The organism is Candidatus Mesenet endosymbiont of Phosphuga atrata, assembly GCF_964020175.1.
GTDB lineage: Bacteria > Pseudomonadota > Alphaproteobacteria > Rickettsiales > Anaplasmataceae > Mesenet.
This window is the reverse complement of record NZ_OZ026541.1, coordinates 819,355-842,207: the sequence shown is the minus strand read 5'-3', so window position 1 is coordinate 842,207 and position 22,853 is coordinate 819,355. Positions and strand designations below refer to the sequence as shown.

At 32.6% G+C, this 22,853-nt stretch carries 24 protein-coding genes, 1 tRNA gene and 1 pseudogene; 8 read left to right on the top strand and 18 right to left on the bottom strand.

Features of this window, described 5'->3' with window-relative positions; all coding sequences use genetic code 11:
* Positions 1 to 128 precede the first annotated feature (128 nt).
* From atpG to AACL09_RS04085, 3 genes are read left to right on the top strand one after another with little or no spacing between them, the layout of a single operon-like run.
* The gene (atpG, locus tag AACL09_RS04095) at positions 129 to 977 is read left to right on the top strand and encodes an ATP synthase F1 subunit gamma (RefSeq protein WP_339047171.1); all 849 of its coding nucleotides are present in this window, start codon (positions 129 to 131) and stop codon (positions 975 to 977) included.
* Positions 977 to 1,546, top strand: coding sequence for a GTP cyclohydrolase I (gene folE, locus AACL09_RS04090; RefSeq protein WP_339047169.1), 570 nt, complete (start codon positions 977 to 979; stop codon positions 1,544 to 1,546). Before atpG ends, folE begins: the two co-directional genes overlap by 1 nt.
* Position 1,547: 1 nt before the next feature.
* Positions 1,548 to 2,882, top strand: coding sequence for a TldD/PmbA family protein (locus tag AACL09_RS04085; protein ID WP_339047167.1), 1,335 nt, complete (start codon positions 1,548 to 1,550; stop codon positions 2,880 to 2,882).
* A 1,953-nt stretch (positions 2,883 to 4,835) separates the two neighbouring features.
* Here the strand turns inward: AACL09_RS04085 and AACL09_RS04080 are convergent.
* The 11 genes and pseudogenes from AACL09_RS04080 to AACL09_RS04030 all read right to left on the bottom strand — a co-directional run.
* A pseudogene (locus tag AACL09_RS04080) lies at positions 4,836 to 4,969 on the bottom strand (helix-turn-helix domain-containing protein); the annotation flags it as partial.
* Between the two features lie 126 nt (positions 4,970 to 5,095).
* Positions 5,096 to 5,854 carry a cytochrome c1 gene (locus tag AACL09_RS04075; protein WP_339047165.1) on the bottom strand — a complete coding sequence of 253 codons (759 nt, stop codon included), beginning with the start codon at positions 5,852 to 5,854 and terminating at the stop codon, positions 5,096 to 5,098.
* The gene (locus tag AACL09_RS04070) at positions 5,854 to 7,077 is read right to left on the bottom strand and encodes a cytochrome b/b6 (RefSeq protein WP_339047163.1); all 1,224 of its coding nucleotides are present in this window, start codon (positions 7,075 to 7,077) and stop codon (positions 5,854 to 5,856) included. Before AACL09_RS04070 ends, AACL09_RS04075 begins: the two co-directional genes overlap by 1 nt.
* Complete coding sequence (petA, locus tag AACL09_RS04065) at positions 7,070 to 7,639, bottom strand: ubiquinol-cytochrome c reductase iron-sulfur subunit (RefSeq protein WP_339047161.1); 570 nt, start codon at positions 7,637 to 7,639, stop codon at positions 7,070 to 7,072. Before petA ends, AACL09_RS04070 begins: the two co-directional genes overlap by 8 nt.
* A 141-nt stretch (positions 7,640 to 7,780) precedes the next feature.
* Positions 7,781 to 8,758 (bottom strand): quinone oxidoreductase, encoded by a 978-nt coding sequence (locus AACL09_RS04060; RefSeq protein ID WP_339049015.1) that lies wholly within the window; start codon positions 8,756 to 8,758, stop codon positions 7,781 to 7,783.
* Between the two features lie 45 nt (positions 8,759 to 8,803).
* Positions 8,804 to 10,426 (bottom strand): ribonuclease J, encoded by a 1,623-nt coding sequence (locus AACL09_RS04055; protein ID WP_339047159.1) that lies wholly within the window; start codon positions 10,424 to 10,426, stop codon positions 8,804 to 8,806.
* 168 nt (positions 10,427 to 10,594) lie between these two features.
* A complete protein-coding gene (locus tag AACL09_RS04050; RefSeq protein ID WP_339047157.1) occupies positions 10,595 to 11,047 on the bottom strand; it encodes a nucleoside deaminase in 453 nt (150 codons plus the stop codon).
* 32 nt (positions 11,048 to 11,079) lie between these two features.
* Positions 11,080 to 12,618, bottom strand: a complete 1,539-nt coding sequence (locus AACL09_RS04045) for a lysine--tRNA ligase (protein WP_339047155.1) — start codon at positions 12,616 to 12,618, stop codon at positions 11,080 to 11,082.
* A gap of 556 nt (positions 12,619 to 13,174) precedes the next feature.
* Positions 13,175 to 13,813 carry a hypothetical protein gene (locus AACL09_RS04040; RefSeq protein ID WP_339047153.1) on the bottom strand — a complete coding sequence of 213 codons (639 nt, stop codon included), beginning with the start codon at positions 13,811 to 13,813 and terminating at the stop codon, positions 13,175 to 13,177.
* 144 nt (positions 13,814 to 13,957) lie between these two features.
* A tRNA-Arg gene (locus AACL09_RS04035) sits at positions 13,958 to 14,031 on the bottom strand.
* A 328-nt stretch (positions 14,032 to 14,359) separates the two neighbouring features.
* Positions 14,360 to 14,503 (bottom strand): hypothetical protein, encoded by a 144-nt coding sequence (locus tag AACL09_RS04030; RefSeq protein ID WP_339047151.1) that lies wholly within the window; start codon positions 14,501 to 14,503, stop codon positions 14,360 to 14,362.
* A gap of 172 nt (positions 14,504 to 14,675) precedes the next feature.
* Between AACL09_RS04030 and AACL09_RS04025 the strand changes: the two genes are divergently transcribed.
* Both AACL09_RS04025 and AACL09_RS04020 read left to right on the top strand, forming a co-directional pair.
* A complete protein-coding gene (locus tag AACL09_RS04025) occupies positions 14,676 to 15,500 on the top strand; it encodes a pyruvate, water dikinase regulatory protein (protein ID WP_339049013.1) in 825 nt (274 codons plus the stop codon).
* A gap of 116 nt (positions 15,501 to 15,616) precedes the next feature.
* The gene (locus AACL09_RS04020; RefSeq protein WP_339047149.1) at positions 15,617 to 16,396 is read left to right on the top strand and encodes an ankyrin repeat domain-containing protein; all 780 of its coding nucleotides are present in this window, start codon (positions 15,617 to 15,619) and stop codon (positions 16,394 to 16,396) included.
* 121 nt (positions 16,397 to 16,517) lie between these two features.
* Here the strand turns inward: AACL09_RS04020 and AACL09_RS04015 are convergent, their stop codons facing one another.
* Both AACL09_RS04015 and AACL09_RS04010 read right to left on the bottom strand, forming a co-directional pair.
* The gene (locus AACL09_RS04015; RefSeq protein WP_339047147.1) at positions 16,518 to 16,652 is read right to left on the bottom strand and encodes a hypothetical protein; all 135 of its coding nucleotides are present in this window, start codon (positions 16,650 to 16,652) and stop codon (positions 16,518 to 16,520) included.
* A 100-nt stretch (positions 16,653 to 16,752) separates the two neighbouring features.
* Positions 16,753 to 17,820 carry a 5-(carboxyamino)imidazole ribonucleotide synthase gene (locus AACL09_RS04010; protein WP_339047145.1) on the bottom strand — a complete coding sequence of 356 codons (1,068 nt, stop codon included), beginning with the start codon at positions 17,818 to 17,820 and terminating at the stop codon, positions 16,753 to 16,755.
* Positions 17,821 to 17,896: 76 nt separating this feature from the next.
* Here AACL09_RS04010 and apaG point away from each other — a divergent pair, with 76 nt between their 5' ends.
* Positions 17,897 to 18,307, top strand: coding sequence for a Co2+/Mg2+ efflux protein ApaG (apaG, locus tag AACL09_RS04005; RefSeq protein ID WP_339047143.1), 411 nt, complete (start codon positions 17,897 to 17,899; stop codon positions 18,305 to 18,307).
* Positions 18,308 to 18,332: 25 nt separating this feature from the next.
* On the opposite strand, the gene AACL09_RS04000 is transcribed toward apaG, so the two are convergent.
* Entirely contained in the window at positions 18,333 to 18,668 is a 336-nt protein-coding gene (locus AACL09_RS04000) for a dihydroneopterin aldolase (protein WP_339047141.1), read from the bottom strand.
* A gap of 41 nt (positions 18,669 to 18,709) precedes the next feature.
* Between AACL09_RS04000 and AACL09_RS03995 the strand changes: the two genes are divergently transcribed.
* Positions 18,710 to 19,297, top strand: a complete 588-nt coding sequence (locus tag AACL09_RS03995) for an RDD family protein (protein ID WP_339047139.1) — start codon at positions 18,710 to 18,712, stop codon at positions 19,295 to 19,297.
* A 19-nt stretch (positions 19,298 to 19,316) separates the two neighbouring features.
* On the opposite strand, the gene AACL09_RS03990 is transcribed toward AACL09_RS03995, so the two are convergent.
* From AACL09_RS03990 to AACL09_RS03975, 4 genes are all read right to left on the bottom strand, one after another.
* On the bottom strand, positions 19,317 to 19,562 hold the full coding sequence (locus AACL09_RS03990; protein WP_339047137.1) for a hypothetical protein: 246 nt from the start codon (positions 19,560 to 19,562) through the stop codon (positions 19,317 to 19,319).
* Positions 19,563 to 19,903: 341 nt separating this feature from the next.
* The gene (locus AACL09_RS03985; RefSeq protein WP_339047135.1) at positions 19,904 to 20,542 is read right to left on the bottom strand and encodes a hypothetical protein; all 639 of its coding nucleotides are present in this window, start codon (positions 20,540 to 20,542) and stop codon (positions 19,904 to 19,906) included.
* Between the two features lie 147 nt (positions 20,543 to 20,689).
* Positions 20,690 to 21,577 (bottom strand): 16S rRNA (cytosine(1402)-N(4))-methyltransferase RsmH, encoded by an 888-nt coding sequence (rsmH, locus tag AACL09_RS03980; protein ID WP_339047133.1) that lies wholly within the window; start codon positions 21,575 to 21,577, stop codon positions 20,690 to 20,692.
* 44 nt (positions 21,578 to 21,621) lie between these two features.
* Positions 21,622 to 22,179: a nicotinate-nucleotide adenylyltransferase gene (locus AACL09_RS03975; RefSeq protein ID WP_339047131.1), complete on the bottom strand. Its 558-nt coding sequence runs from the start codon at positions 22,177 to 22,179 to the stop codon at positions 21,622 to 21,624.
* A 122-nt stretch (positions 22,180 to 22,301) separates the two neighbouring features.
* Here AACL09_RS03975 and AACL09_RS03970 point away from each other — a divergent pair, with 122 nt between their 5' ends.
* Entirely contained in the window at positions 22,302 to 22,838 is a 537-nt protein-coding gene (locus AACL09_RS03970) for a hypothetical protein (protein WP_339047129.1), read from the top strand.
* Positions 22,839 to 22,853: the final 15 nt, after the last annotated feature.

The following is a 22,853-nucleotide window of genomic DNA, read 5'->3' as shown; positions in this document are numbered from 1 at the left end:
CGATTATACAATTTAAAGTTGTTTTTAATAAAAAAGTACGCAATACTTCCAATATTTGCCTTAAGTGTTGTTTTCTCTTCCGAAAAAGAATATATTAAACTTAAGTTACCTGTTTTAAAACATCGAATATGTCAAACCTAAAAGAACTCTCTCATAGGATTAAAAACATAAAATCAATACAAAAAACAACAAAGGTAATGCAATTAATATCAGCTGCTAAGCTAAAACGCAGTCAACAGCAGCTGTTTAATTCAAGATTACATCTCTCTCAAATATCTAAAACATTGCTTACACTCCATTTAGATCTTACTGGAGATGAATACAAAGTTACACAAAAAAACTCCTACTTATTAATTATAATATCTTCTGATAGGGGATTATGTGGTAATTTTAATTCTTCAATCGTAAAGCTAGCTAAAGCTCGAATAAATGAATTATATAAAAATGAGGAAGAAATAGACATTGTCGTATTTGGCAAAAAAGCGTACGATGTAATAAAAAATCAGATTAAGAACATTAAGAAAGTTTTCAGCTGTAGCAAAATCACTTTCTTTCATTTGGAAGAAATAGTGAGTCAAATACCTGGCTTTTATTCTTATGATAAAATAGAAGTTTTATATAATAAATTTCATAATACCTTTACACAAGAACCTTTAAGTCAGATTATACTTCCATTGAGTAATAATTCATTATTTATAGGCAGTAATACAAATGATAGTTCATGCTATGAATATGAAGGAAACAAAGGGTTTTTACTAAATTTTTTAACAAAAAATTATATAATAAGTAGCCTGTATACCGCATTACTTGAAAGCATTACTAGTGAACATAGTGCTAGAATGATTGCAATGGAATCAGCAAATCGTAACACAAAGGAGATGTTAAACAGATTGGTATTAACGTATAATCGCTTCCGTCAAGCAGCAATTACAACTGATTTAATTGAAGTTATAGGGGGTGTAGAAGCATTAAATTAATGAAAACACCATCAGATCAAGAAGCGCAAGAAGCGTTAAAACTTTTAATAAAATGGATTGGTGACGATCCACATAGGACAGAGTTAACTTCAACTCCTCAAAAGGTATTAAATGCTTATCGAAGGCTCTTTTGTGGGTATCAGTTATCAGCAGAAGAGGTCTTACGTAATGGTATTTTAAATTGTAGTGGTTGTAAGGGCATGGTAACCTTACAAAATATCAATTTCCTATCTTACTGTGAGCACCAGATGCTGCCTATAGAAGGGATAGTTAATATAGCATATATGCCAGACGAGTATATAATAGGAATTAGCAAGCTTATAAGGTTAATAGATGTTTTTGCAAAGAGGCTGCAAGTGCAGGAGAGGCTTACTAAGCAAATAGCTGACTCTATTAATACATACCTAAAACCAAAAGGAGTGGCGGTTTTTATTGAAGCAAAACATTTATGTTTAGGTCATAATAGCGATAAAACTACAATGCAGACTAGTTCTATGCTAGGAGCATTTGAAATTGATCCAAACTTAAGGCAAGAATTTTTTTTACAGATAAAAAATAAGGAGAGGTAATTTGAGTATATTAAACGTAGCATCAGATATCATAAAACTGATAAAAGGGTATGGTCTAGAGGCAGAGGCTGTAGTGCATGAAATAGAGAAAACATCAATTTCTATACGCCACTTAAAACTAGAAGAAGTATCTAAATCTAAAAATTGTATAATAGGGGTCAGGGCAATAGCTAATAAGTATAAATCAGCATGTATCTCCTTCAACAATTTCAGCAGTTTAAATAAAATAGTTGAAAGAGTAGTAACTATGGCAAAAAATGCTCAAGAAGATAAATATCTTACTCTTGCTCTGCCAAATCAATTTGCAAATTCTGCTGCTAACTTAAATATCTTAGATAAAACCCTTATTACCATAGAAAATTTAAAGGAAATTGCTCAAAGTGCAGAATCTTCTGCTCTTTCTTATCATAAGAACATTACTAACTCCGAAGGAGCACAATCTTCTTATTCTATAATTAACATTACCTTAATGACTTCTAATGGCTTTCTTGAGTCATTCGGTAAGTCAGTTTTTTCTAATCAAGTAGCTGTTATTGCTGGACAAGAAAGTGATATGAAAGTTGGTTATGATTATTCTATGTCATGTAATTTTGACAATTTATTCTCTCCAGAAATGTTAGGTAAAGAAGCAGCAAAAAGGGCGTTAGATCAGCTTAAGTCACGCAAAGTTAAAACTTGTAAAGTTCCGGTAATTTTTGAAAGAAGAGCTGCATCAGAATTACTTAAAAATTTCGCTATGGCAATAAATGGTAATAATGTAGCAAACAACACCTCTTTTCTAAGAGATAGTATGGATAAACAAATATTTAGCAGTGAAGTGGATATAATAGATGATCCATTTATGGTAGGAGGGGTAGCATCAAGACCATTTGATGGGGAAGGAATAGCTGGAGAAAAAAATATATTAGTAAAAAATGGAGTTTTAAAAAGCTGGATGTTAGATTTATACTCAGCCAAAAAACTAGGATTATATACAACTGGCAATGCTGTAAGAAATGTCAATGCTACTTTAAGCCCAGGAGCAAGTAATCTTTATATTAACAACGGTAATATATCTCCTAAAGAGCTAATACAAGGTGTAAAAGAAGGGTTGTATGTTACTGATCTTTTTGGTTTTGGTGTTAATTTGATTAATGGAAACTACAGTCAAGGTGCATGTGGTTTTTGGATAAGCGGTGGTAAAATAGCATATCCAGTAAGTGAAGTAACTGTTGCTGGCAGTTTACTTGATATGTTCAGCAATCTATCTGTAGCAGATGACCTAACTTTTTGTGGAGCTATGAATTCACCAACAGTCAAAGTAAGTGAAATGACTGTTGCTGGCACTAGTATTTAGATTTTTTTCAGCTAATTGAAAGAATTAACAAGTGTTGTAACAGATTACAAATCTGCAAATTCAACTCAGTTTTTGATTCGTAAGTTTTTAGCCTAAATCTTTATTTTCAGCATTTATAAATTTCATTATGTAAAAAATAATTTTCATGAAAGATTTAATTAATTTATAAATTGACAAACATAGTATTTTATATTAACATATTAATCTTAATATTAAGATTGTAGAAAAATTTATATCACTTGATGAACAATTAGCTTATGAAGCAGAGGAAGGCAATATAGAGGAATTTACTGAAAGGAGCAGCAGATGTTAATGCTGAAAATTGGATTGGTAGTAGCCGCCTAATCGGATCTGAATACTTAAAATAGCCAGTTTCCCAATTATTTTGCCATGATTTCACTACCATGGGAATTCCCACTTTTCTTCAAATCATTCATTTTGCTGGATACATATTTTACTTATCTCATATATTTCTGCGTTGGTTGTTTATGGCTGTAGGAAAATACACAATTTGAGATCGTTCAATACTCCTAACCAGAACCTTCACTTTCTGCCAAATAAAAACCTCTTTTTTTGATCTATGCCGAATTTGCTTACTTTGAAAAACCATACAAATTATTGGGTAAATATGACCGACTGCGCCACTCATTGGTAATTGTAATATTGCTGCTGCTTATGGTCGTTTCGATATTTATAACTTTGCAAACATTTCAAGTTCAGGGTGTAAATTAATTTGTCTTTTTTTTGTGGCTCAAGTCTCTATCTTCAAATGAGTCTGTATCTGTATTTTGAACTTTTCTACTTCTTCATTCTCATTTATTTTCTTTCTAAACTTGCTTCTATTGATCAGACTTTGCCATTCTCGGATGGACGATAATATGTTAACTCTTTATGTAGTTAGGTGCTCGCCTTCAGCTTTAGTATTTCAGTATTAGATCTACTTTAGTTTATTTATAAACACAGCTCTCACAGTACGTTTGATTTAAATTGTACTAAATACAGATATTTACAGGTGAAATAGCTGTAGAGAGATTGTCAGAGAAATATGTGTTACAAATTACGTAGATATTGTCAGTGGTACCTTACATATTCTATGCCGCCCACTATCCAACAGTATATCAAAAAGCTATTCCAAGAATTTGAACAGTTAAAAAAAGATATTGGATCTATGGGCTATTTGCTGTTACTGTTGGTAATGTAAATTCTACAGACGTACAGAAATATATTGAAGAGCATGAAGCTCATAATAAGCATAATATGTACCAGACACCACTTAATCTGACAGTGACGAATTAACTGACAGAAGAATTTAAATATACTATCAGAATCCTGATTTAATGTTTGTCTGGAAAGCAATATATCAAGAAAAGTTTGCATTGGCGTTTTATCATAGCAATATTTGTCTGATTGTTTCGTTGTAAGAACGCAACCAACATCAATTTGCAGATCTTCTAAAGAACTATATTTCTAAAGATGATTTGCATAGTTTTGTGAAGCATTGGTCTGTGGAGAGTGGGTTTTGGTTCTAGAATGATCGATATGCCTAAATAAAGCTGATAATTTCACGCAATATTCTGTACCTCTATCAGTCAAAATGCGCAATATCAAAGAATGCTATCATTTAGCAAGAGGTAATTGCTGTCTTATCGACTTAGCAAACGAGAATAAGTATCGATTGCTGGTAGATTCGCCCATTATATTACCCACGTAATAAGTATCCTGAGAACCCAGATAACCTGAGTATCAATTTCACTATCTTTGTTCTTTCACTTTTTCTAAAGCTGTTAGAATTATTCCATCTTTTTGCTTCTAGTGCTTTAAGTCTTTTCTTAAAAGTCTCAACTATCCACCTTCAGATATTATTTTTTTCTCAGCTCATTTTTTATATGCTGGAAATTCTGTTGCTATACAGATCTTTCTATGTCTTCCGAAACTCTGTTTGCAAACTTTCTTACTTATCTCATCTCCATTTTCGTATAACTCCTTGAAGCGATAAAATTTGAGTATCCCATCACTTTGCACGCTTGTGATACATTTCCTAGTTGTTTTGCTAAAATCCTAGTTTTAGTATTTTTTTTGTATTGTATTCATTTCTCTTATTTTTTGTTCTAAGTGTCAGTTCAAGTTTTATTTAATACAGTTTAACCATCTCTTAACTTGATATTTTCTTTCCTAATAGATTAAAAATTCAGTTGAGTTTTTGACACAGTTTGTTAAACACTCCCGGATAAGCGAAACCAAACTCTTCTATTAGCAAGTAGGAAAAATACTGTTAAAACTACAAGAAAACCTGTTACTTTCAACCCCAGCCTATGTCTTACCTCCATTTCAGGTTCTGCTGCCCATTGCAGGAAATTCACAACATCGTAAGCCATATTTTCTACAGTTGATTGCCTACCTTCTTCATATTCAACAAGACCATCAGATAAAGGAGGAGCCATACTAAGCTTACCTATAGGAAAATATGGATTAGAATACAGACCATTCTCATCTGCTTGACTATTCTCATACCCTGTTAGTAATGAATAGACATAATTTGCACCGTCATGCCTAGCTTTGATAATTAAAGATAAATCAGGTGGAAATGCACCGTCGTTAGAGGCCATAGCAGCCTGTTTGTTCGCAAATGGTGGTACAAAGTAGTCGGAAAGAGTACCAGATCTTTCAAACATTTCACCGATATCATTAGGACCATCTGTTATCTGGTATGAGCTTGCTATGGATTTGACTAATTCTTCTGAAAAACCAATTTCCTTTAAATTACGAAATGCTATTTTATTCATAGAATGACATGCAGCACATACTTCTTTATATACTTTATAACCACGCTGCACTGCTTCCCCATCAAATGAACCTACGACCCCTTCAAATTTCCACTTTATTTTTTTTGGACTAGTAGGATGAAAATCATCAGCATGTAATTGTAAGGATATAAAAGAAAATATTATAAATAACAAGATTCGAGTTAACATCACTTTGTCTCAGATATAGTGTCACTTAAAGAACTAGGCAGCTGCATTGGCTTTTCATATTTACTCAGTAGCGGCAAAACGATAAAGAAGTAGGAAAAGTAGTAAAGCGTAGAAACTCTGCTTAAAGTAACATAAGGCTCTTCAACTCCTTGCCCACCAAGCCAACCAAGAAAGAAGAAATTTGCTGCAAAAATCCAAAAGAATATTTTAAATATAGGGCGATACGCACCACTTTTAGTTTTAGCTTTATCAAGCACTGGTAATAAGAACCAGGTCATAATTGAGCCAAACATTGTAATTACTCCCATGAGCTTGTTAGGTATTGATCGCAAAATAGCATAAAAAGGTAAAAAATACCACTCAGGAACTATATGCGTAGGCGTTACCATAGGATCAGCTTCTATATAATTATCTGGATGTCCTAGATAATTAGGTGCATAAAAAACAAATAAAAATAGTAAAATAAAAAACAAACCAAAAGTTATGCAATCTTTTGCAATATAGTATGGATATATGGGTATTGTATCTTTGCTTGATTTTACTTCAATCCCACTTGGATTACCAGAACCAAATCTATGCAGTGCAACAATATGAAGAAATGTTAAGGCAACAATAATGAAAGGTAATAGATAGTGAAGGGCGAAAAAGCGATTCAGGGTCGGGTTGTCAACAGAAAAACCACCCCATAACCATTTTACTATGTTTTCTCCAATTATAGGTATTGCAGAAAATAAATTAGTAATAACTGTTGCGCCCCAAAAACTCATCTGTCCCCAAGGAAGAACATACCCCATAAAAGCAGTAGCCATCATTGCAAAAAATATAAATATTCCAATAAACCACACCATCTCACGTGGTTTTTTATATGAACCGTAATATAAACCACGCATTATATGAACATATATTACCATAAAAAAAAGCGATGCACCAACTGCATGAGTATAGCGTATAAGCCAACCATAATTTACATCACGCATTATACGCTCAACACTGCTAAAAGCATAATCAACATGAGGGGTATAATGCATAGCTAAAAAAATACCGGTGATAATTTGTAAAATTAATGCTATGCCAGCGAGTGAACCAAAATTCCAAGCATAGTTTAAATTTTTAGGTACTTGATAAGATGCAGCATGTTTTAGAAATGAGAATATTGGTAACCTATACTCTATCCAACCTAAAATGCCACTACCTTCTTTCTTTATGTTTTTAGTTTTACGCATAAGATTTCTTGCCAATTACAACGATATCATCACTAGGAAAAAAATAATCAGGAACAATTAAGTTAAGTGGTGCAGGACCACGAATGACACGTCCTGAAGTATCATAATATGAACCGTGACAGGGACAAAACCAACCATTACCATCTTTGGTCATATGATCAATTGGCACACAACCAAGATGAGTACAAACTCCAAGCATTATTAGCCACTCATCCTTACCAGGAAGAACGCGTTGCTCATCAGGTTGCGGATCACGCAGAGCTTTTATATCAACAGCACGTGCTGTTTCAATTTCTTGCTTTGTACGCCTACGAATAAAAACAGGCTTTCCTCTCCATTTCACTTTTATCCCCTGCCCTTCTTTGATACCTGATAAATTAACTTCTATAGTCGACATAGCTAAAACTTCAGCAGACGGATTCATTGACTTGACTAGTGGCCAAACCGCACTAGCAATACCAAGACCAGCCATAGTTCCTGCAGTTAAAATGATAAAATCTCTTCTCTTACTTTGCTTAAGCTCTTTATTATATACTTCTTTATCGCATATAGAATCAGTCATTTTACCATTTCCTACAAAGACTAGCTTCAAAATATGCTGAAAATTATAGAGAATATTTAACTATATAACAAATAAAAACTATACGATAATTTATTTTTAAAGTTATTTGTAATTCTAATTATTTTAGAATTATTAGTGAGACTATACAATAACAATATTTAACCCACTTAGCTTCCTATTTTCCATATCTTCATGGGCTTTTTTAATTTCATCGAATCTATATCTTCTATTAATATGTACCTTAATATAACCTCTTTTTATCATTGCAAAAATTTCCATTACAGTTAGTCCCACCTCAAATATATTGCTTTTATAATGATGCATTGAAGCGCCTGTAACAAATAAAGAACGAGAACTCAGCATTGACAAATTTATGTTAGGAGCAGCACCAGATATTTGACCGTAAGAAACATATACTCCGAATATAGACAAAGATTCAAAAGATATTTTACTTGTAACTAAACCCAGTGGATCATAAACAGCATTTACTCCCTTTCCATTTGTGATCTCCATGATTTGCTCAACAAAATTTCCATCATTATAATTTATTGCATATTGACAGCTGTTATGCACTGCAATCTCCTTTTTATCATCAGAACTAACAGTACCTATAACCTTGCATTTCATATGGTTTGCCCATTGACATAATATCTGCCCTATCCCACCGTTTGCACCATGTACCAACAAAAAAGCTCCAGGCAATGCTCTATATGCTCGATATAAAAGATAGTGTGCTGCCATCCCTTTAAAAAGCACAGCTGCTGCAACTTCATCAGATATATCATCGGGAATTTTAATTAAATATTTTTGATCAATAATACGTTTTTCACAATAAGCACCAAAGGGAACAACGCAATAAACAACTCTATCCCCTACCCTAAAATGATTATTACCAGTTGTACTAACTTTCTCAACAATACCTGTAGCTTCCCTTCCCAATATTACTGGGAACTTTGCCAACTTACGAATTCCTCTTCTACATTCTAGGTCATAACGGTTCAACCCTATTACCTTATGGCGAATAAGCACCTCACCTTCTTTTGGATTACCAATACTTTTATTAACCTGCTTTAGTACCTCTGGATCACCTGTTTTTTCTATCAGTAGCGCTTTTACTATATCTCTTTCCATACAAAATATTTCATATTATACATAAAAGCTATCTTATACTTGCTCTATCTGAATTTCAATCAAAGGCTTTTTTAATAACTGCCTTTTAAGTAGGTTACAAATAGAATCCCTAATTTTATGACGTATTTTCTTTAAATCCTTTAAAAATACTGCAGTTTCGACTTCTTTTGACATCTTTCTTAAAATGCCTTGATCTTTCTGATGATCAAGTACACCAGGAGCAAATACTACGGGATCTTTGAGTAACTTATTCTTTTTACTTAGAATTACTGTAACTACTACCAGTCCAGCACTTTGCATCTTTCTACGCATTTTCATTACATCACTATCTGGATGACGCAAAAATTTTCCATCAATACCAAAATAACCAAATTGAACTGAATCAATTTTTTTAGCACCAACTAAATCAATAACGTCCCCTGGTCTGACCATGATTGATTTACTCACACCGCATTCTTGCGCTAGCTTTCCATGCTCATACATATGAATATACTCACCATGTACAGGAATAGAAATTTTAGGTTTTGTAAGTTCATACATGATCTTTAATTCTTCTCTTACCGGATGCCCAGAAACATGCACGTGTTTGGTATCTTCAGTTATGACCTCAACTTCCATATTCACAAAAGAGTTAAACATATTATGTATTCGTTGTTCATTACCTGGTATCATTCTTGACGAAAAAATAATAGTATCGCCTTTTTGCATTTGAAACGTTGGATGAGTTCTCTGTGCAAGTTTAGAGCTAGCAGCAAGCGGCTCACCCTGACAACCCGTACAAAGCAGTAACATCTTATCTCTTGAAAAACGACTTGCTTCTTCTGCACCTAAAAATTCATAATCAGCTAAGTATCCACTCTCTTGCGAGACTTCCACTATTCTCCATAGTGATTTTCCCAATAATGCTACTTTCCTGCCCAATTTTTCTGCAACTTTACAAATGGTTTCAATGCGTGCTACGTTTGAGGCAAATAATGATACAGCAACCAGCTGCTCGCATTTCTGTATTATGTTATATATGTGATCTTCAACTCCACTCTCAGATTGTGACTCAGTTTTTGTAAAAGCATTAGTTGAATCACATACAACAGCGAGTAAACCTTGGTTCCCCAGCTCTTTCAGACGTTCCATATTAGAAGTTGATCCAATAACTGGACCTGGATCAAATTTCCAATCTCCTGTATGTAATATCTTGCCTGCATCAGTACCTATAGCTATTGCATTTGCCTCTGGAATTGAATGAGTCACATTAATAAATTCAATATCAAATGGACCAAGTGTAAAACTTTCATTTTGTTCAATTATGTTTATTGGTATTGCATCTTCTAATTTGAACTCCTTCAACTTTGATCTTAAAAATGTAGCAGTAAAATTAGTTGCAAATACTGGGCATCGCAAATCTTTCCATAGATACTGGATTGCACCAAGATGATCTTCATGTGCATGAGTCAATATTATGCCAAGCAGATCATCTTTTTTCTTTGCAATAAAGCTTATATCAGCAATTGTTAAATCAACTCCTGGCATACTGCTATCGGCAAAGCCAACGCCAAGATCTATCATAATCCACTTACCTTGGTAATGGTATAGGCTAACATTCATGCCTATTTTACCAACTCCTCCTAGCGGAATAAATAAAAAATCATCATTATCCATTAATTTCCATACATCACAAAAATAAAAAACAACTCTTAGACTAACAAAATTTTACCTTAATATCAAATGAAAGCTTAATCGGCACATTTTTGAAGCTAAAATTCGCATATTATTAAAATAATCGTAACCTATTATAAATACGTTAAACAGTAAATTTAACGCTTAAAATTAGTTTTTAAGTTCACAACATCTTCCATAAACAATATCTTTTTCTCTTAATTTTGTAAAAAAATGTTTAAGTAGCAAGGAACTCTCACTCTCCAGTATACCACCATATACTTCAGGAACATAGCTGCAAAACTTAAAAATTCTTGCCCCATTTTCAATACTCTCTCCTTTTTTATTATAAGCACCAAAATAGAGTCTTCTAATTCGAGAAAAAGAAATAGCCTGAGCACACATCGGGCATGGCTCTAGTGTTACATACATATCGCAGTCAAACAATTTACCTATAGATGAAGTTGCTTCATTTATTGCTAAAATTTCTGCATGCGCAATGGGGTTAGATAAAGCAATGGTCTTGTTATGTGCAGAAGATACCGCTTTTTCATTCTTTACTATTACTACTCCAACAGGAATTTCATCTTTTGTCTTTTGAGCTTGCCTCAACGCCATTTTCATATAGTAGTAATCAAACATAAAACTGAAAATAGCTACTGAGATCTACTTTTTGCTTCCTCTATAAGAGAAATGGTATTATTTATTCCATATAATATAATAAACGAACCCATTCTTGGACCTGTTTCTTGACCAAATAACACTTTATATAATAGTTTAAACCAATCACGTAGGTTCTCAAATTTATATTTTTTACCAAGGTTAAATATTTGGGTTTGCACTTCTTCTGCTGTGGTTTTATCAGGCAAAGATTTTAGCGTATAAATTAGATCCGTTAACATTTCCTTTTCAGAGTCATTTGGAATTTTGTATATTTTATTTGGCTTTACAAAATCATGATAATATTGTGTGGCAAAACTTATCATCTTATCTAAAGTCTTATTGTTTTCTGGCGTAGCACCTGATATATAACGAGAAATAAATCCCCATAAAATATATTTATTTTCTGCATTACAGGCAGCAGCTAGGTTGAGCAGCAATGTAAAGTTTATATTTTCAATGTTAATTTTTGGAATCTTGCCTTTATGTATATGCCAAACTGGATTGTCTTTATCATTATTTTCATGATAGCGTTTTACAAACTCTAAGTACTCATCCATAAATTTAGGAATTATCTCAAAATATAAACGCTTTGCTTTCTTAGGACTTTGAAAAATATAAAATGCTAAACTTTCAGGTGAAGCATAACGCAGCCATTCTTCAATTGATACACCATTACCTTTTGATTTTGAAATTTTCTTGCCTTCCTTATCAAGAAATAATTCATAACAAAAAAGTAAAGGTGGCTTTTCATTGAGTATACTGCATATTTGGCTTGAAAGCACTGCAGATGGTGTTAAGTCTTTGCCGTGAGCTTCGTAATCAATTTTAAATGCAGCCCACCTCATTCCCCAATCAGGCTTCCATTGCAATTTACATCTTCCGCCTGTTACTTGAGTTTCAACCACCTCTCCCAAATCATTTTTATAAGTTATAGTGCCTTTACTTAAATTTCTCTCTATCACTGGTACCTGTAGCACCTTACCAGTCTTGCCACATATTGGCAGAAACGGGCTGTAAGTTTTTTGCCTCTCTTCACCTAGTGAAGGCAGCATTATTTCCATAATTTTATCATAATTTTTTAGCAGAAGCAGTAGCTTCTCATCGTATATGCCAGATTTATAACACTCAGTTGCGCTTTTAAACTCATACTCAAATTCAAATAGATCGAGGAATTTACACAACTTAGCATTCATATAATGGCCGTAACTTTCACAGATACCAAAAGGATCAGCAATAGATGTCAGCGGTCTATCTAAGTTCTCACTGAGCATCTTTTGATTTGGCACGTTATCTGGTACTTTACGTAAACCATCCATGTCATCGGAAACAACTATTAGTCTTACTTTAATATTTGGTGCTAATTCTTTTATCGCATTTGTCACCACTGTTGTACGAAACACTTCGCCAAAAGTTCCTATATGTGGCAAACCAGAAGGACCATAACCTGCTTCGAGTATAATCTCTTTTTTGTTACCAGAATGTTCTAAAATTTTTTTTGCTTCTTGAAAGGGCCAAGATAAATTACTGTTCACTGCCTTGATCTCAATTGTTAAACGTGAATTGTATTACTAACACCTTACATTTCAATAACTTCCCTAAAATTATAGTTGATATTTTATGCCTATTTTAATATAAAAACTACTATTATTTTATAATCAGTACTATGGAAAAAAGTAAGCTCTTTCAAAAAATTACCGTAGCTATAACGGTTTTATCCTGTGTTACAACCTCTTATTTATTGGTGAAACAACATTATGATCATAATTTCTTAATTAAGAATGCTTGCTTGATCTTTATTTTGTCTTTTGTTAATTTATTTAATATGTTAATTTATTTTAATACTAAATATTACATAACAAAAGATTTTTTATTTAAAACTAAGTGTAAGCATAAAGAGGATATAATCCCGAGAAGGTGTAAAAAAATATTTACAGAAAAAGAAGAATTAGCAGATAAAAGAATTCGATATAGTGTTACCCTACTTCATATTGGTTTGTTAGCAATGGGATTTTGGGCTATGGCTCAATACCACTTTAACATACATGGTGATACACTATCATATTATCATAAAAAACAATTAAAGGTAAATTACATGCTTCTAATTATAGCACTGTTGTTAACAACAATAACATCTTCACTTTTTTCATTATATAATACTATAGTAATGTTAAAAAAAAGCAAGTACTTCAAATCACATGAACGTTGTTTTTCAAGTGTATATACACTTTCATCACCATTAACTTCAACTGATGATACAGTGTTAAAACTATTATCTACTCCAAGGTCATCATTGGAATCATGCTCTAATACATTTATGCACATACCATTATTACGATCACCAACACCATCATTTCTTATATCTTCAATTCCTTCATCACCTATCTTATCAACGTCAAAGAAGCCAGTATTATCTTTTATTAATGACATTCCAGTTGAAGAGATAATACCAAAACTACTAGATGACCCAAAATCATCATCTGGTATAGGTTCCTCAATACGATCTTTGCAAATATCAAAGTCTAAAGTATCATTTTCAAGTGAGAATGTTAGTATAATATCAGAATCATCATCACTATTTTTTCTTAGAAAAGGAGAATCATGGCCAAGTTTATATAATAAAGAAGAACCGCTCGAACTTAAACCTATATTTCCAGCTTCAGCTAACGATATAATGCAACAAACACCATCTACTCCAAGAGAATGGACACCACCATCATCTCCTAGCACATTTTCATCTTCATCTATATTTACACCTTATTTAACTTCATCATCAGGTAGCAATGATCTAAGATTTTTAGGATTATCTCCATCATTATCACCAGGTTCATGTATGTATTCGTCCACTAAATTTTAATTTAAGTAAAGAAGAAATGCGCCCAGAGGGATTTGAACCCACGACCTTTACCTCCGGAGGGTAACGCTCTATCCAACTGAGCTATAAGCGCATGTTTCTATTGTACAGAATTAGTTCTCAAATTAAATTTAAATTAAACTTATAACATGCATTTTATATTAGTTATTATATCTATGTTAGTTCAAGTAACATATTAGAAAATATTAATCTATATATTGTTCTGTAATAGGTTTTGATTAAGTAAATTCGGTAAAAGGCTCATTTACATAATATTTTCTAATCCATGAATATTACATTAAAAAAGCATTTCAATGTGATTAAAGATATCCTATATTTAAATAGGTATAATTAGCTGTTAATATGTGTATTACAAAATTTCTAGATCACCCCATGAATGCAAGCTCTAAAACAAATGCAATCTATATAATAGCTTCTTTAATTCTTTTTTGTATTTCAACAAGTATAGTACTTCTAATAGAAAAATATGATTTCTTTGAATCTAAGAGCGTACAAATAGCTGCAATAACACAATTTGCAATATTGTCTATTATATCTACTTCCATGTGTTGCTTTAATGGGTTTTTTCTTATGAATAAAGTTTTCTCAGCCCATTCCGTATATGTATCTGACCTTACTACAGCTGAGTTACAATTAAGGAATGTTGTAGAAGATAGAAATACGGAATTTGTTTTCTAAATATTTTGTGTTATTTTTTACAATATTAAGCTCGTTAACATCTTGAAAAAAATACTTAACCTACATTTAGTATCTGATTCAACAGGAGAAACTGTTGCATCAGTTGCAAGAGCTGCAGTTCAACATTTTAACTCAATTGATGCCAGGGAAAACGTGTGGTCTTTGATACAAGATAAGCAACAGATTGATAAAATTTTAGAATTGATAAAAAAAGATGAGCATAATTTTGTCATCTGCACTATCACTAATGATGAGCTAAGAAATTATTTGAAAGAGAGTTGTCGTACCCTCAAAGTTCCTTATGTGGCAATACTGTCTCATATCATAAGAGAAATTTCATCTTATTTGAATGTTAAGAAAGATTCATTTCTAAATTTGCATAATAGCTTAAGTGATGATTATTATGAACGAATGGATGCAATTAATTACACTATCAATCATGATGATGGACAAAATATTTATGATATTGATGAAGCTGATATAGTCTTAGTCGGAGTATCACGTACATCAAAATCACCAACTGGCATATACCTAGCTTATCGTGGTTATAGAGTAGCAAATTTACCTTTTGTTGATGGGGTACCTTTTTATGTAGATCTGAAGAAAATTAAAAACACATTAGTTATTGGGTTAACTATAGATATAGATAGACTGATACAAATACGTAAAAATAGGCTGATTTCAATAAAAGATATAAATAATAAACAATACATAGGCACCGAGCAAGTTGAAAAAGAAATACTAGAAGCAGAAGCTTTTTTTTCTAAAAATAAATGGCCAATCATTGATGTAACACAACGATCAATAGAGGAAACAGCTGCAATTATAATGCAATATTTTCATAAATATGCAAAAAATAGTTGACTAAAAGTTAAAGCTTGGTTTGTCAATTAAATTGATTACTTCTACTAATGGAAGTAAATTTATGCTATATACAGCATAATATAAAACATCACTATCTTAAACTATGGGGGAAGGTTATGGGCTTAGAAGAGCAACTCTTTGATACAGTGTTGCAAAGTAGCATAGGAGAAAGTGTACGGCTTATATCTTTAGGTGCCAATATCAATGCAAAAAGTAAAAATGGAAACACACCTATTCATATGGCTGTACTATGTCGTGATGCACTAATGGTAAAAACATTAGCTAAACTTAAAACAGATGTAAACATAAAGAATAGTCTAGGATTCACACCGTTATTTATAGCAACGTTTAGTAATAATTTAGAGATAGTTAAGATTTTATTGTGTTTAGGTGCAAGACGTAATATCAGTGATAGTAGCGGTAATTTACCCATTCATATAGCAGCTCGAACTGGGTATCAAGACATAGTTAAGGTTTTACTTAGTGAAGATACAGTCAATGAGTATAATCATGATGGACTTACGCCTTTTCACTTAGCAGTATTGAATAATCATATAGATATAGTAGAAACGCTAATAATATACTGCCATACTGATATCAATATACAAGATCGTAAAAATGGGAATACTGCTTTAATTTTTGCAGTTCAAAAGGATAATTTACAGATAGTAAAATTTTTACTAAAAAGTGGAGCTGATTTTAGCAAGAGAAATAAAGAGGGAAAAACATTCAATGAATTTGCAATTTCAAGTGAAATGAAGTCTAAAGTATCAAAATATGGAAAACTTTTAAGCAAGCTTAATTCAGATCCTAATCAGTCAATTTCTCCTATGCCCTTAGTACGCAAGCGTAAAAAATATTTAAGTGAAAGCTCATCTGAAAATGATGATTTTTAATGTTTAAACGCAGAAAGTGTGTAGATCAGCCAGATATAAATATACTACCCTTAATGCGAAAGCGCAGAAGACTTTCAGATATATCAAATATCAGCTCATCTCAATCTGAGTTATCAGAATATCAATTTGAAACATCTTCAAATGGATCTAGTGTAAATTCACATAGATCTAGTCTTCCTGAATCTCTGATATATAGACTTAAAAGATGTTTCAATGAATTAGATTCACCTGAATCTAACCTCTCTGAGCCATGCACATCACAGAATGTTAAAAGAGTGAAGTTCGAGTAGCCCCTTTTTAAGCAGTACTACTGTTTCTTCTAAAGGAAAGTCTCAAAATAAATCCAATTTTAAAATTTATGTATTTATGATATTTACATGTCCCATTTTACGTCCTTCTTTTGCCTGCCCTTTACCATATATAGTAAGACTGGAATTTGGGTTGCTTAAGTAGTGAAAGCAGTTATTGATATCAGTACCGAGTATATTCTTTGTTGTACAAGGAAAGTGCAGTTTGACTTCTTGTAGTGGAAACCCACAAATTGCCCTTATTAATTGTTCAAATTGACTAACATTGCAAGCATCCAAACTCCAATGCCCAGAGTTGTGAGGCCTTGGAGCAATTTCATTAACAAGTAAACTGCCGTCTTTAGTTATGAAAAATTCTACTGCTAAAATTCCTATCAGTTCAAGCTCAGATGCAATTTTTTCTGCGATTTCTTGCGCTTGTTTAGTTAAATAAGAATCAATTTTTGCAGGTACTACTGACTTATCAAGTATTCCATTTACATGAAAATTTTCTGCTATTGGAAAAAATGACGTATTTTTATCTTTGTCCCTTGCAATAATAAGAGAGATTTCTTTTTTTATATCAACCAATTCTTCTAATATATATTCTTTTTCCCAATCCAATGAGTTATGAAGGTTTTGTATGTCAAAATCAGATTGGATCACATGTTGCCCCTTACCATCGTAGCCCATCTCTGTTGTTTTTAGTATAAAAGGAAAATTTGAATTTTTCTCCTGCAACTCTGTATAATTAGAAATAGACCAATATTTAGGTACCTGTATTTCTAGCTCTTTCATAAAACCCTTTTCTCTCAGTCTATTCTGAGCAATATATAGCGACTTTTTACCTGGATAAACACTTGTATGTTGGAGCAGAATGTCAATAGTGCTGTACGGTATATTCTCAAACTCTAAAGTTACTAGATCAACACTTTGAGCAAATGAAATTAGGGCGTCTTCATCAGTAAAATCGGCAATTGTTAAATTGCTAGTTGTATGGCTTGCAGGACTATCTTTATCATTAGTAAAAACGTGTGTTTTCATACCAAATTTTGCTGCAGCACCAGCTATCATTTTACCTAATTGCCCTCCACCCATTATGCCAATAACAAACTGCATAGCTCGATCTAAGTGCATCTGATTTACCCATAACAATTGAAGTCTTATATAAAATGTAATAACATTATTATGTAGAATCTATAAAAATATTACCATGTCCTTAGAGTTGCAATACTCATGTATTACTAATGAAATTAGAGTTACAGTACAACCACCATTCTATGTTGATGAAAGATCTACACCACATAAAGATCGTTATGCTTGGTTTTATTGTATAAAGATCAAAAATAATGGATGTTTAACAGTCCAGCTCTTAAAACGTTATTGGAAGCTTATAGATTACACTGGCAAGGTTGATGAAATCAGTGAAGTTGGAATAATGGGAGAGCAGCCTATTTTAAAATCAGGTGAAGTTTTTGAATATATAAGTGGAACATATTTAAATGCACCTTCTGGAATAATGCAAGGGAAGTACGAGTTTATATCCGATAACTCTGACCTTTTTGAAGTAAAGATACCTTTATTTTCTTTAGATAGCCCCTATATGAACAAAAGACCACATTAATAAAATTAAAAAGTAATTTATAAAACTATTTTTCTATAATTACTGAAACTTCCCCTACTCCATCAAGTGCCGATGGTTTGAGAATTTGCAGGTAGCAGTGCAATATTTTATCGTTTAGCATAATGTAATTTAGTAATTTTTTTGCCATCTCTTCAAGAAAATTACATTCGCAACCTTGAGCAAAAGATTTTATATCTTGGCTAAATTCGTAATAATCAACCACTGGTGCGTTTATATTTGCTGCATCTACATTTATTGATATAATGACGGTAATTAGCAATTTTTGAGTGATAACTTTCTCCCAGTTATAACACCCAATCTTTGCATATACAGGTAAATTCTTTATTCGTATTTTTTGCAAAATAATATATATAAATAGAATTTAAAACTTAGTTTTTGCATATGTTCAAGTTCTTTTTTAACCAGTTTCTGTTATTTGCACCCAAAGAAAAAAAAGATGACAGAGGAATATGTTACGTTGTTGGGCTCAGACGCTACACCACTGTATTCCTTGATTTATTAATACTGCTCTTGCTTTTATATGCAACTAGTTATGGTTTTAATTACTTATTTGTTGGTAGAAACGATAAAGAGGTGCTTAAAGTAATGAAAAAATACTCAATGCAAGTACCCTTAACTCAAGAAGAGGTAATAATTAAAGATAAACAAATAAAATTAGTTTTGGTAAATCAGCTGGTTCAACTTTCTGTACTTTTCATATATATCATATTAATGTGGGTTAAATTTGCTGCAACTCCTGCAAAGTTGCTATTTGGGTTTAGAATTGTAGATGAGGTGACACTGCAGAAAATTACCTTTGGGCAAGCAGTTAAAAGACTTTTTGCCTCTGCACTCTCAGCTACTCCTTTGTTTCTTGGTTTCATATGGGCAAATTTTGATAAACGTGGCCGGGCGTGGCATGATAGAATTGCTGGCACTGTTGTCGTTACCAGCAAAAGTCTACGTGATTATTATAGGTCTAAAACATAATTAAAATATCATCTATATGTTATATTTTAAGCCCACATTGTTTAAGAGATTCAGTTCTTTCTGCTACCGTAAGGATTTTTTCATCAGAATGACTCGAATTCTTATCCCTTCTTGCTTGAGAAGCTTTAGCTTGGTTTTGCAATAATGCACTTTCTTGATCACTAAGATCAATAGTATTATTACTTCCCTGGTCTAATAAACCTTTTCTTGGAAGAGGGATGGGTTTTACTGGTTCAATGTCTTTAATGTTATTATTTTGCAACATTAAATTGACTTCTACACTAGATTTAGTGCATTTTGCACTTGCTGCTTGCAATTCATCATCACTACCAAAACTTTCATCCCCTCCTGCTTCACTTAAGCATAATGATAAATTACTATTGTACTGACAAGGGGCACTATTCCTTCTTTTTGGTAATGGGTTGGCAACCGTATAAGTTCGGCTTTGGTCCCAAGGAGTATCATAAACAGTTCTAGTAGAACCATGATGTTCAGCTGCAGCAATAGCCTTATTGAGTTGATCATTAGATAAGTTGTTAAGTTGAGAGAGGTCTACATTTTCAGGATCAAAGTCCTGGCAACCAGGTTTATTCTGAGGTGTTTTTATTATCTTTTTTTTTTACTATTATCACCTTCAGTTTCTGCTGCACTTAAGGCTGATGATATTGATGAATTACTATCTCGGTGAGCTGCATTATCTTTAGAGTAAAAATGCATAAGGCCAGAAATAGCAAAAACAACAAATGAACTTGCTAGAAAACAAAGTAAAAGACCACCGCTTCCCCCTATCCAAGCACCATTACTGCTAAAACCAAAAGTTTCTCTAACTAAAGATAAAAAAGGGCTATCTTGCCCATTAATAGCACTGGTTATAAGCGTGCAAGCTAAAGAAGTAACACTAATTGCAAGTGCTGCAGCAAATACCTTACCACTGATTGATGCTATCTTACGATCACTAATTTTAACTGCTTCTTTTAAGCTATCGCTTCTTTTATTAGAATATTTAAACACTCCGTAAGATATAACTAGCATTAGCGAAGTAGCAACGAAAGCAGCTGAAAACAGCATAAGCATGCTTAAATTTCTGTTAAATTTAAAACCATAAATGGCGCTGTCAATAATACAATAGCTAAGTGTGGCAAGTGTAGCAATAGTAGATGCAGCGAAAAATTTTGAACTGTATGACAAAAATCCTTTTTTTCTTATTGGCCAATGTTCAATTGCTATTTGTTCTGAGGAAAACATATTCAATCCATAAAATAATAATGACTTTTACATTATCACTAAATAGTTAATACTATGATAATCCTAAAAATAGAATTTAATAGATTTAATTCGCGTTTAAATCGAAAAACACTACTTGTGCTTAATATGAATTTGAGCTCATAAAAACTATAATTTAATAATAGCCCTAAGCTTTGCTGAACGTGCACGTGGGTTTGTTTGAGTTTCTTCTCTGCTTGGTCTAATTACTTTTTTATTGATAAAGGTGAACTCACTTGGAGTTGGAACAGGAGAATTTTTACCGCATAATTGGTTGAAATAGTTTTTAACTATGCGATCTTCTAGTGAATGAAAAGAAACAACTATGAGTCTACCTCCTGTATTTAAAATTTCCGATGCAGCTTTAAGTCCCTTTTCTAGTTCACCCAGTTCATCATTCACCCATATCCTAATAGCTTGAAATGTTCTCGTTGCTGCATCAATTTTTCCTCTTGGAATAACAGAGCGGATGATATTTGCCAGTTCCAAAGTACTTTTTATTGTTTTCTTTTGGCGCGCATTTACTATTGCTTTTGCAATTCTACGGGAACAACGCTCTCCACTATATTTATATATCGTATCTGCAATTTCCTTTTCCCTAAGTGTATTTACAAATGTTTCGGCATTGATATAGTCTGAAGACTGATTCATCCTCATATCAAGAGGGCCGTCATGCATAAATGAAAAACCTCTTTCTCCATCCGCAAGCTGCATTGAGGATACACCTATATCAAAAATAACCCCATCAACGTAATTAATGTTACTTTGCACAAGTAGTTCTTTCATTTTACTAAACTTACTCGTAAAAAGCTGCAGCTTTTGTGGATATGCAGAATCTAACTCATCAAAAAAAATATGTACGCTCTTGTCTCTATCAATTGCATATACTTTACTGTCTGCTAGCTGTAATATCTTCCTACTGTATCCACCTGCACCAAACGTTGCATCAACATAAATCTCATTATCCTTTGGTGCCAAGATTGACATCACTTCTTGTAGTAAAACTGGCTTATGCATATAGGTTTTCTTTATCTTACTAAAAAGGTTTTATTCGTTTACGTTTAATATGTCAAAAGCCTTATCATTGATGAAGACATGGGATTAACTTTCATCCTGATAATACTCCAACTAGGAGTGCAGCTCAGCAGTAGTTTTGGCTGCCTAACGTAAAAAGATGAAAAACAACTAACAAATGGATATTTAATTTCTTTATATAATTTACCACGCTCAAAAATTGCAATTGGCACTGCTCTACAGAATTCTTTCCATCTATACCATTTATGTAAGGAAATTAAGTTATCTGAACCCATAATCCATATGAAATTTATATGTGGAAACTTTTGTTTTAATAGCACTACTGTGTTATAACTGTAACTCTTTTTTACCGTTTTTTCTATGTCAATGATACGGATTTTACTGCTAAATTTGGATATATTTTTGGCAAAATTTACTCTACTTGTCATACTATTGCTTTGTTCTTTCAATGGATTTTGTTTGGCAACTACCCACCATATGCAATCTAAACCAATTGTCTTTATTGCTTTAGTTGAAATATAAAGATGACCAAAGTGGGGAGGATCAAACGTTCCGCCAAGCAATCCAATATTTAATTTTTTCATGACTTTAAATATAAGGCAATAAGTTAGTATTATAAACTGATACCTATGTTATCTAAGCTATAAATTATTGATTTTTTTAAAATTTAATGTTACACTTAAATTAAGGTATTTTTTAGTAGATTATGATCAAAAAAGTCTCTGATTATTTTAACAATCCAAATGATAGCAGATGGAAAAGATTTAAAAGATGGGCTTCAGAATCAATGGAGAAATTACCAGGTTTTGTTCAAGATGTAACAGGAATAGACCTTAATGATCCACTTAAGTCATTAAAAGAAAAATTTGGTAGTAACAAGGAAAAAAGTAAAATACCTGAAAGCGATAGCAAAACCGTAGGTAATTTTGTTCCTTCTGCAAATATGTTGATCGGTGCGCTAGCTATCCTTACTCTTGCATCAGGGTTTACGTTTGTTAGTGTTGCTGTACTTATTCCAATAGTATCAGCTATAATAATTGGGACAAAGGTTAACAATCTCATCTCAAGTGATGAGGGAAAAGAAGGCACAATACATAACCCAATTAAACGTGGAAGCAAAGATTATACTCAGCTTGGAACTAAAACTATTACTTGTAATGATAACATAACTACTAGTCATGTTGGAAGAGTTGAAAATGAACGTAATGAAAAGGGAGCTACTTGCATAAGAGGAAGGGGATAAAATAATCTGATTTTT

Coding starts and splice junctions, on each gene's coding strand:
- atpG (WP_339047171.1), top strand. CDS start 129: ATGTCAAACCTAAAAGAACTCTCTCATAGGATTAAAAACATAAAATCA.
- folE (WP_339047169.1), top strand. CDS start 977: ATGAAAACACCATCAGATCAAGAAGCGCAAGAAGCGTTAAAACTTTTA.
- AACL09_RS04075 (WP_339047165.1), bottom strand. CDS start 5,854: ATGTTAACTCGAATCTTGTTATTTATAATATTTTCTTTTATATCCTTA.
- AACL09_RS04070 (WP_339047163.1), bottom strand. CDS start 7,077: ATGCGTAAAACTAAAAACATAAAGAAAGAAGGTAGTGGCATTTTAGGT.
- petA (WP_339047161.1), bottom strand. CDS start 7,639: ATGACTGATTCTATATGCGATAAAGAAGTATATAATAAAGAGCTTAAG.
- AACL09_RS04055 (WP_339047159.1), bottom strand. CDS start 10,426: ATGGATAATGATGATTTTTTATTTATTCCGCTAGGAGGAGTTGGTAAA.
- AACL09_RS04050 (WP_339047157.1), bottom strand. CDS start 11,047: ATGAAAATGGCGTTGAGGCAAGCTCAAAAGACAAAAGATGAAATTCCT.
- AACL09_RS04030 (WP_339047151.1), bottom strand. CDS start 14,503: ATGGAAGTAGATATAATAGACAATATTGCAAATTGTGTTATTGCAGCT.
- AACL09_RS04020 (WP_339047149.1), top strand. CDS start 15,617: ATGGGCTTAGAAGAGCAACTCTTTGATACAGTGTTGCAAAGTAGCATA.
- AACL09_RS04010 (WP_339047145.1), bottom strand. CDS start 17,820: ATGCACTTAGATCGAGCTATGCAGTTTGTTATTGGCATAATGGGTGGA.
- apaG (WP_339047143.1), top strand. CDS start 17,897: ATGTCCTTAGAGTTGCAATACTCATGTATTACTAATGAAATTAGAGTT.
- AACL09_RS03995 (WP_339047139.1), top strand. CDS start 18,710: ATGTTCAAGTTCTTTTTTAACCAGTTTCTGTTATTTGCACCCAAAGAA.
- AACL09_RS03990 (WP_339047137.1), bottom strand. CDS start 19,562: ATGTTGCAAAATAATAACATTAAAGACATTGAACCAGTAAAACCCATC.
- AACL09_RS03985 (WP_339047135.1), bottom strand. CDS start 20,542: ATGTTTTCCTCAGAACAAATAGCAATTGAACATTGGCCAATAAGAAAA.
- rsmH (WP_339047133.1), bottom strand. CDS start 21,577: ATGCATAAGCCAGTTTTACTACAAGAAGTGATGTCAATCTTGGCACCA.
- AACL09_RS03975 (WP_339047131.1), bottom strand. CDS start 22,179: ATGAAAAAATTAAATATTGGATTGCTTGGCGGAACGTTTGATCCTCCC.
- AACL09_RS03970 (WP_339047129.1), top strand. CDS start 22,302: ATGATCAAAAAAGTCTCTGATTATTTTAACAATCCAAATGATAGCAGA.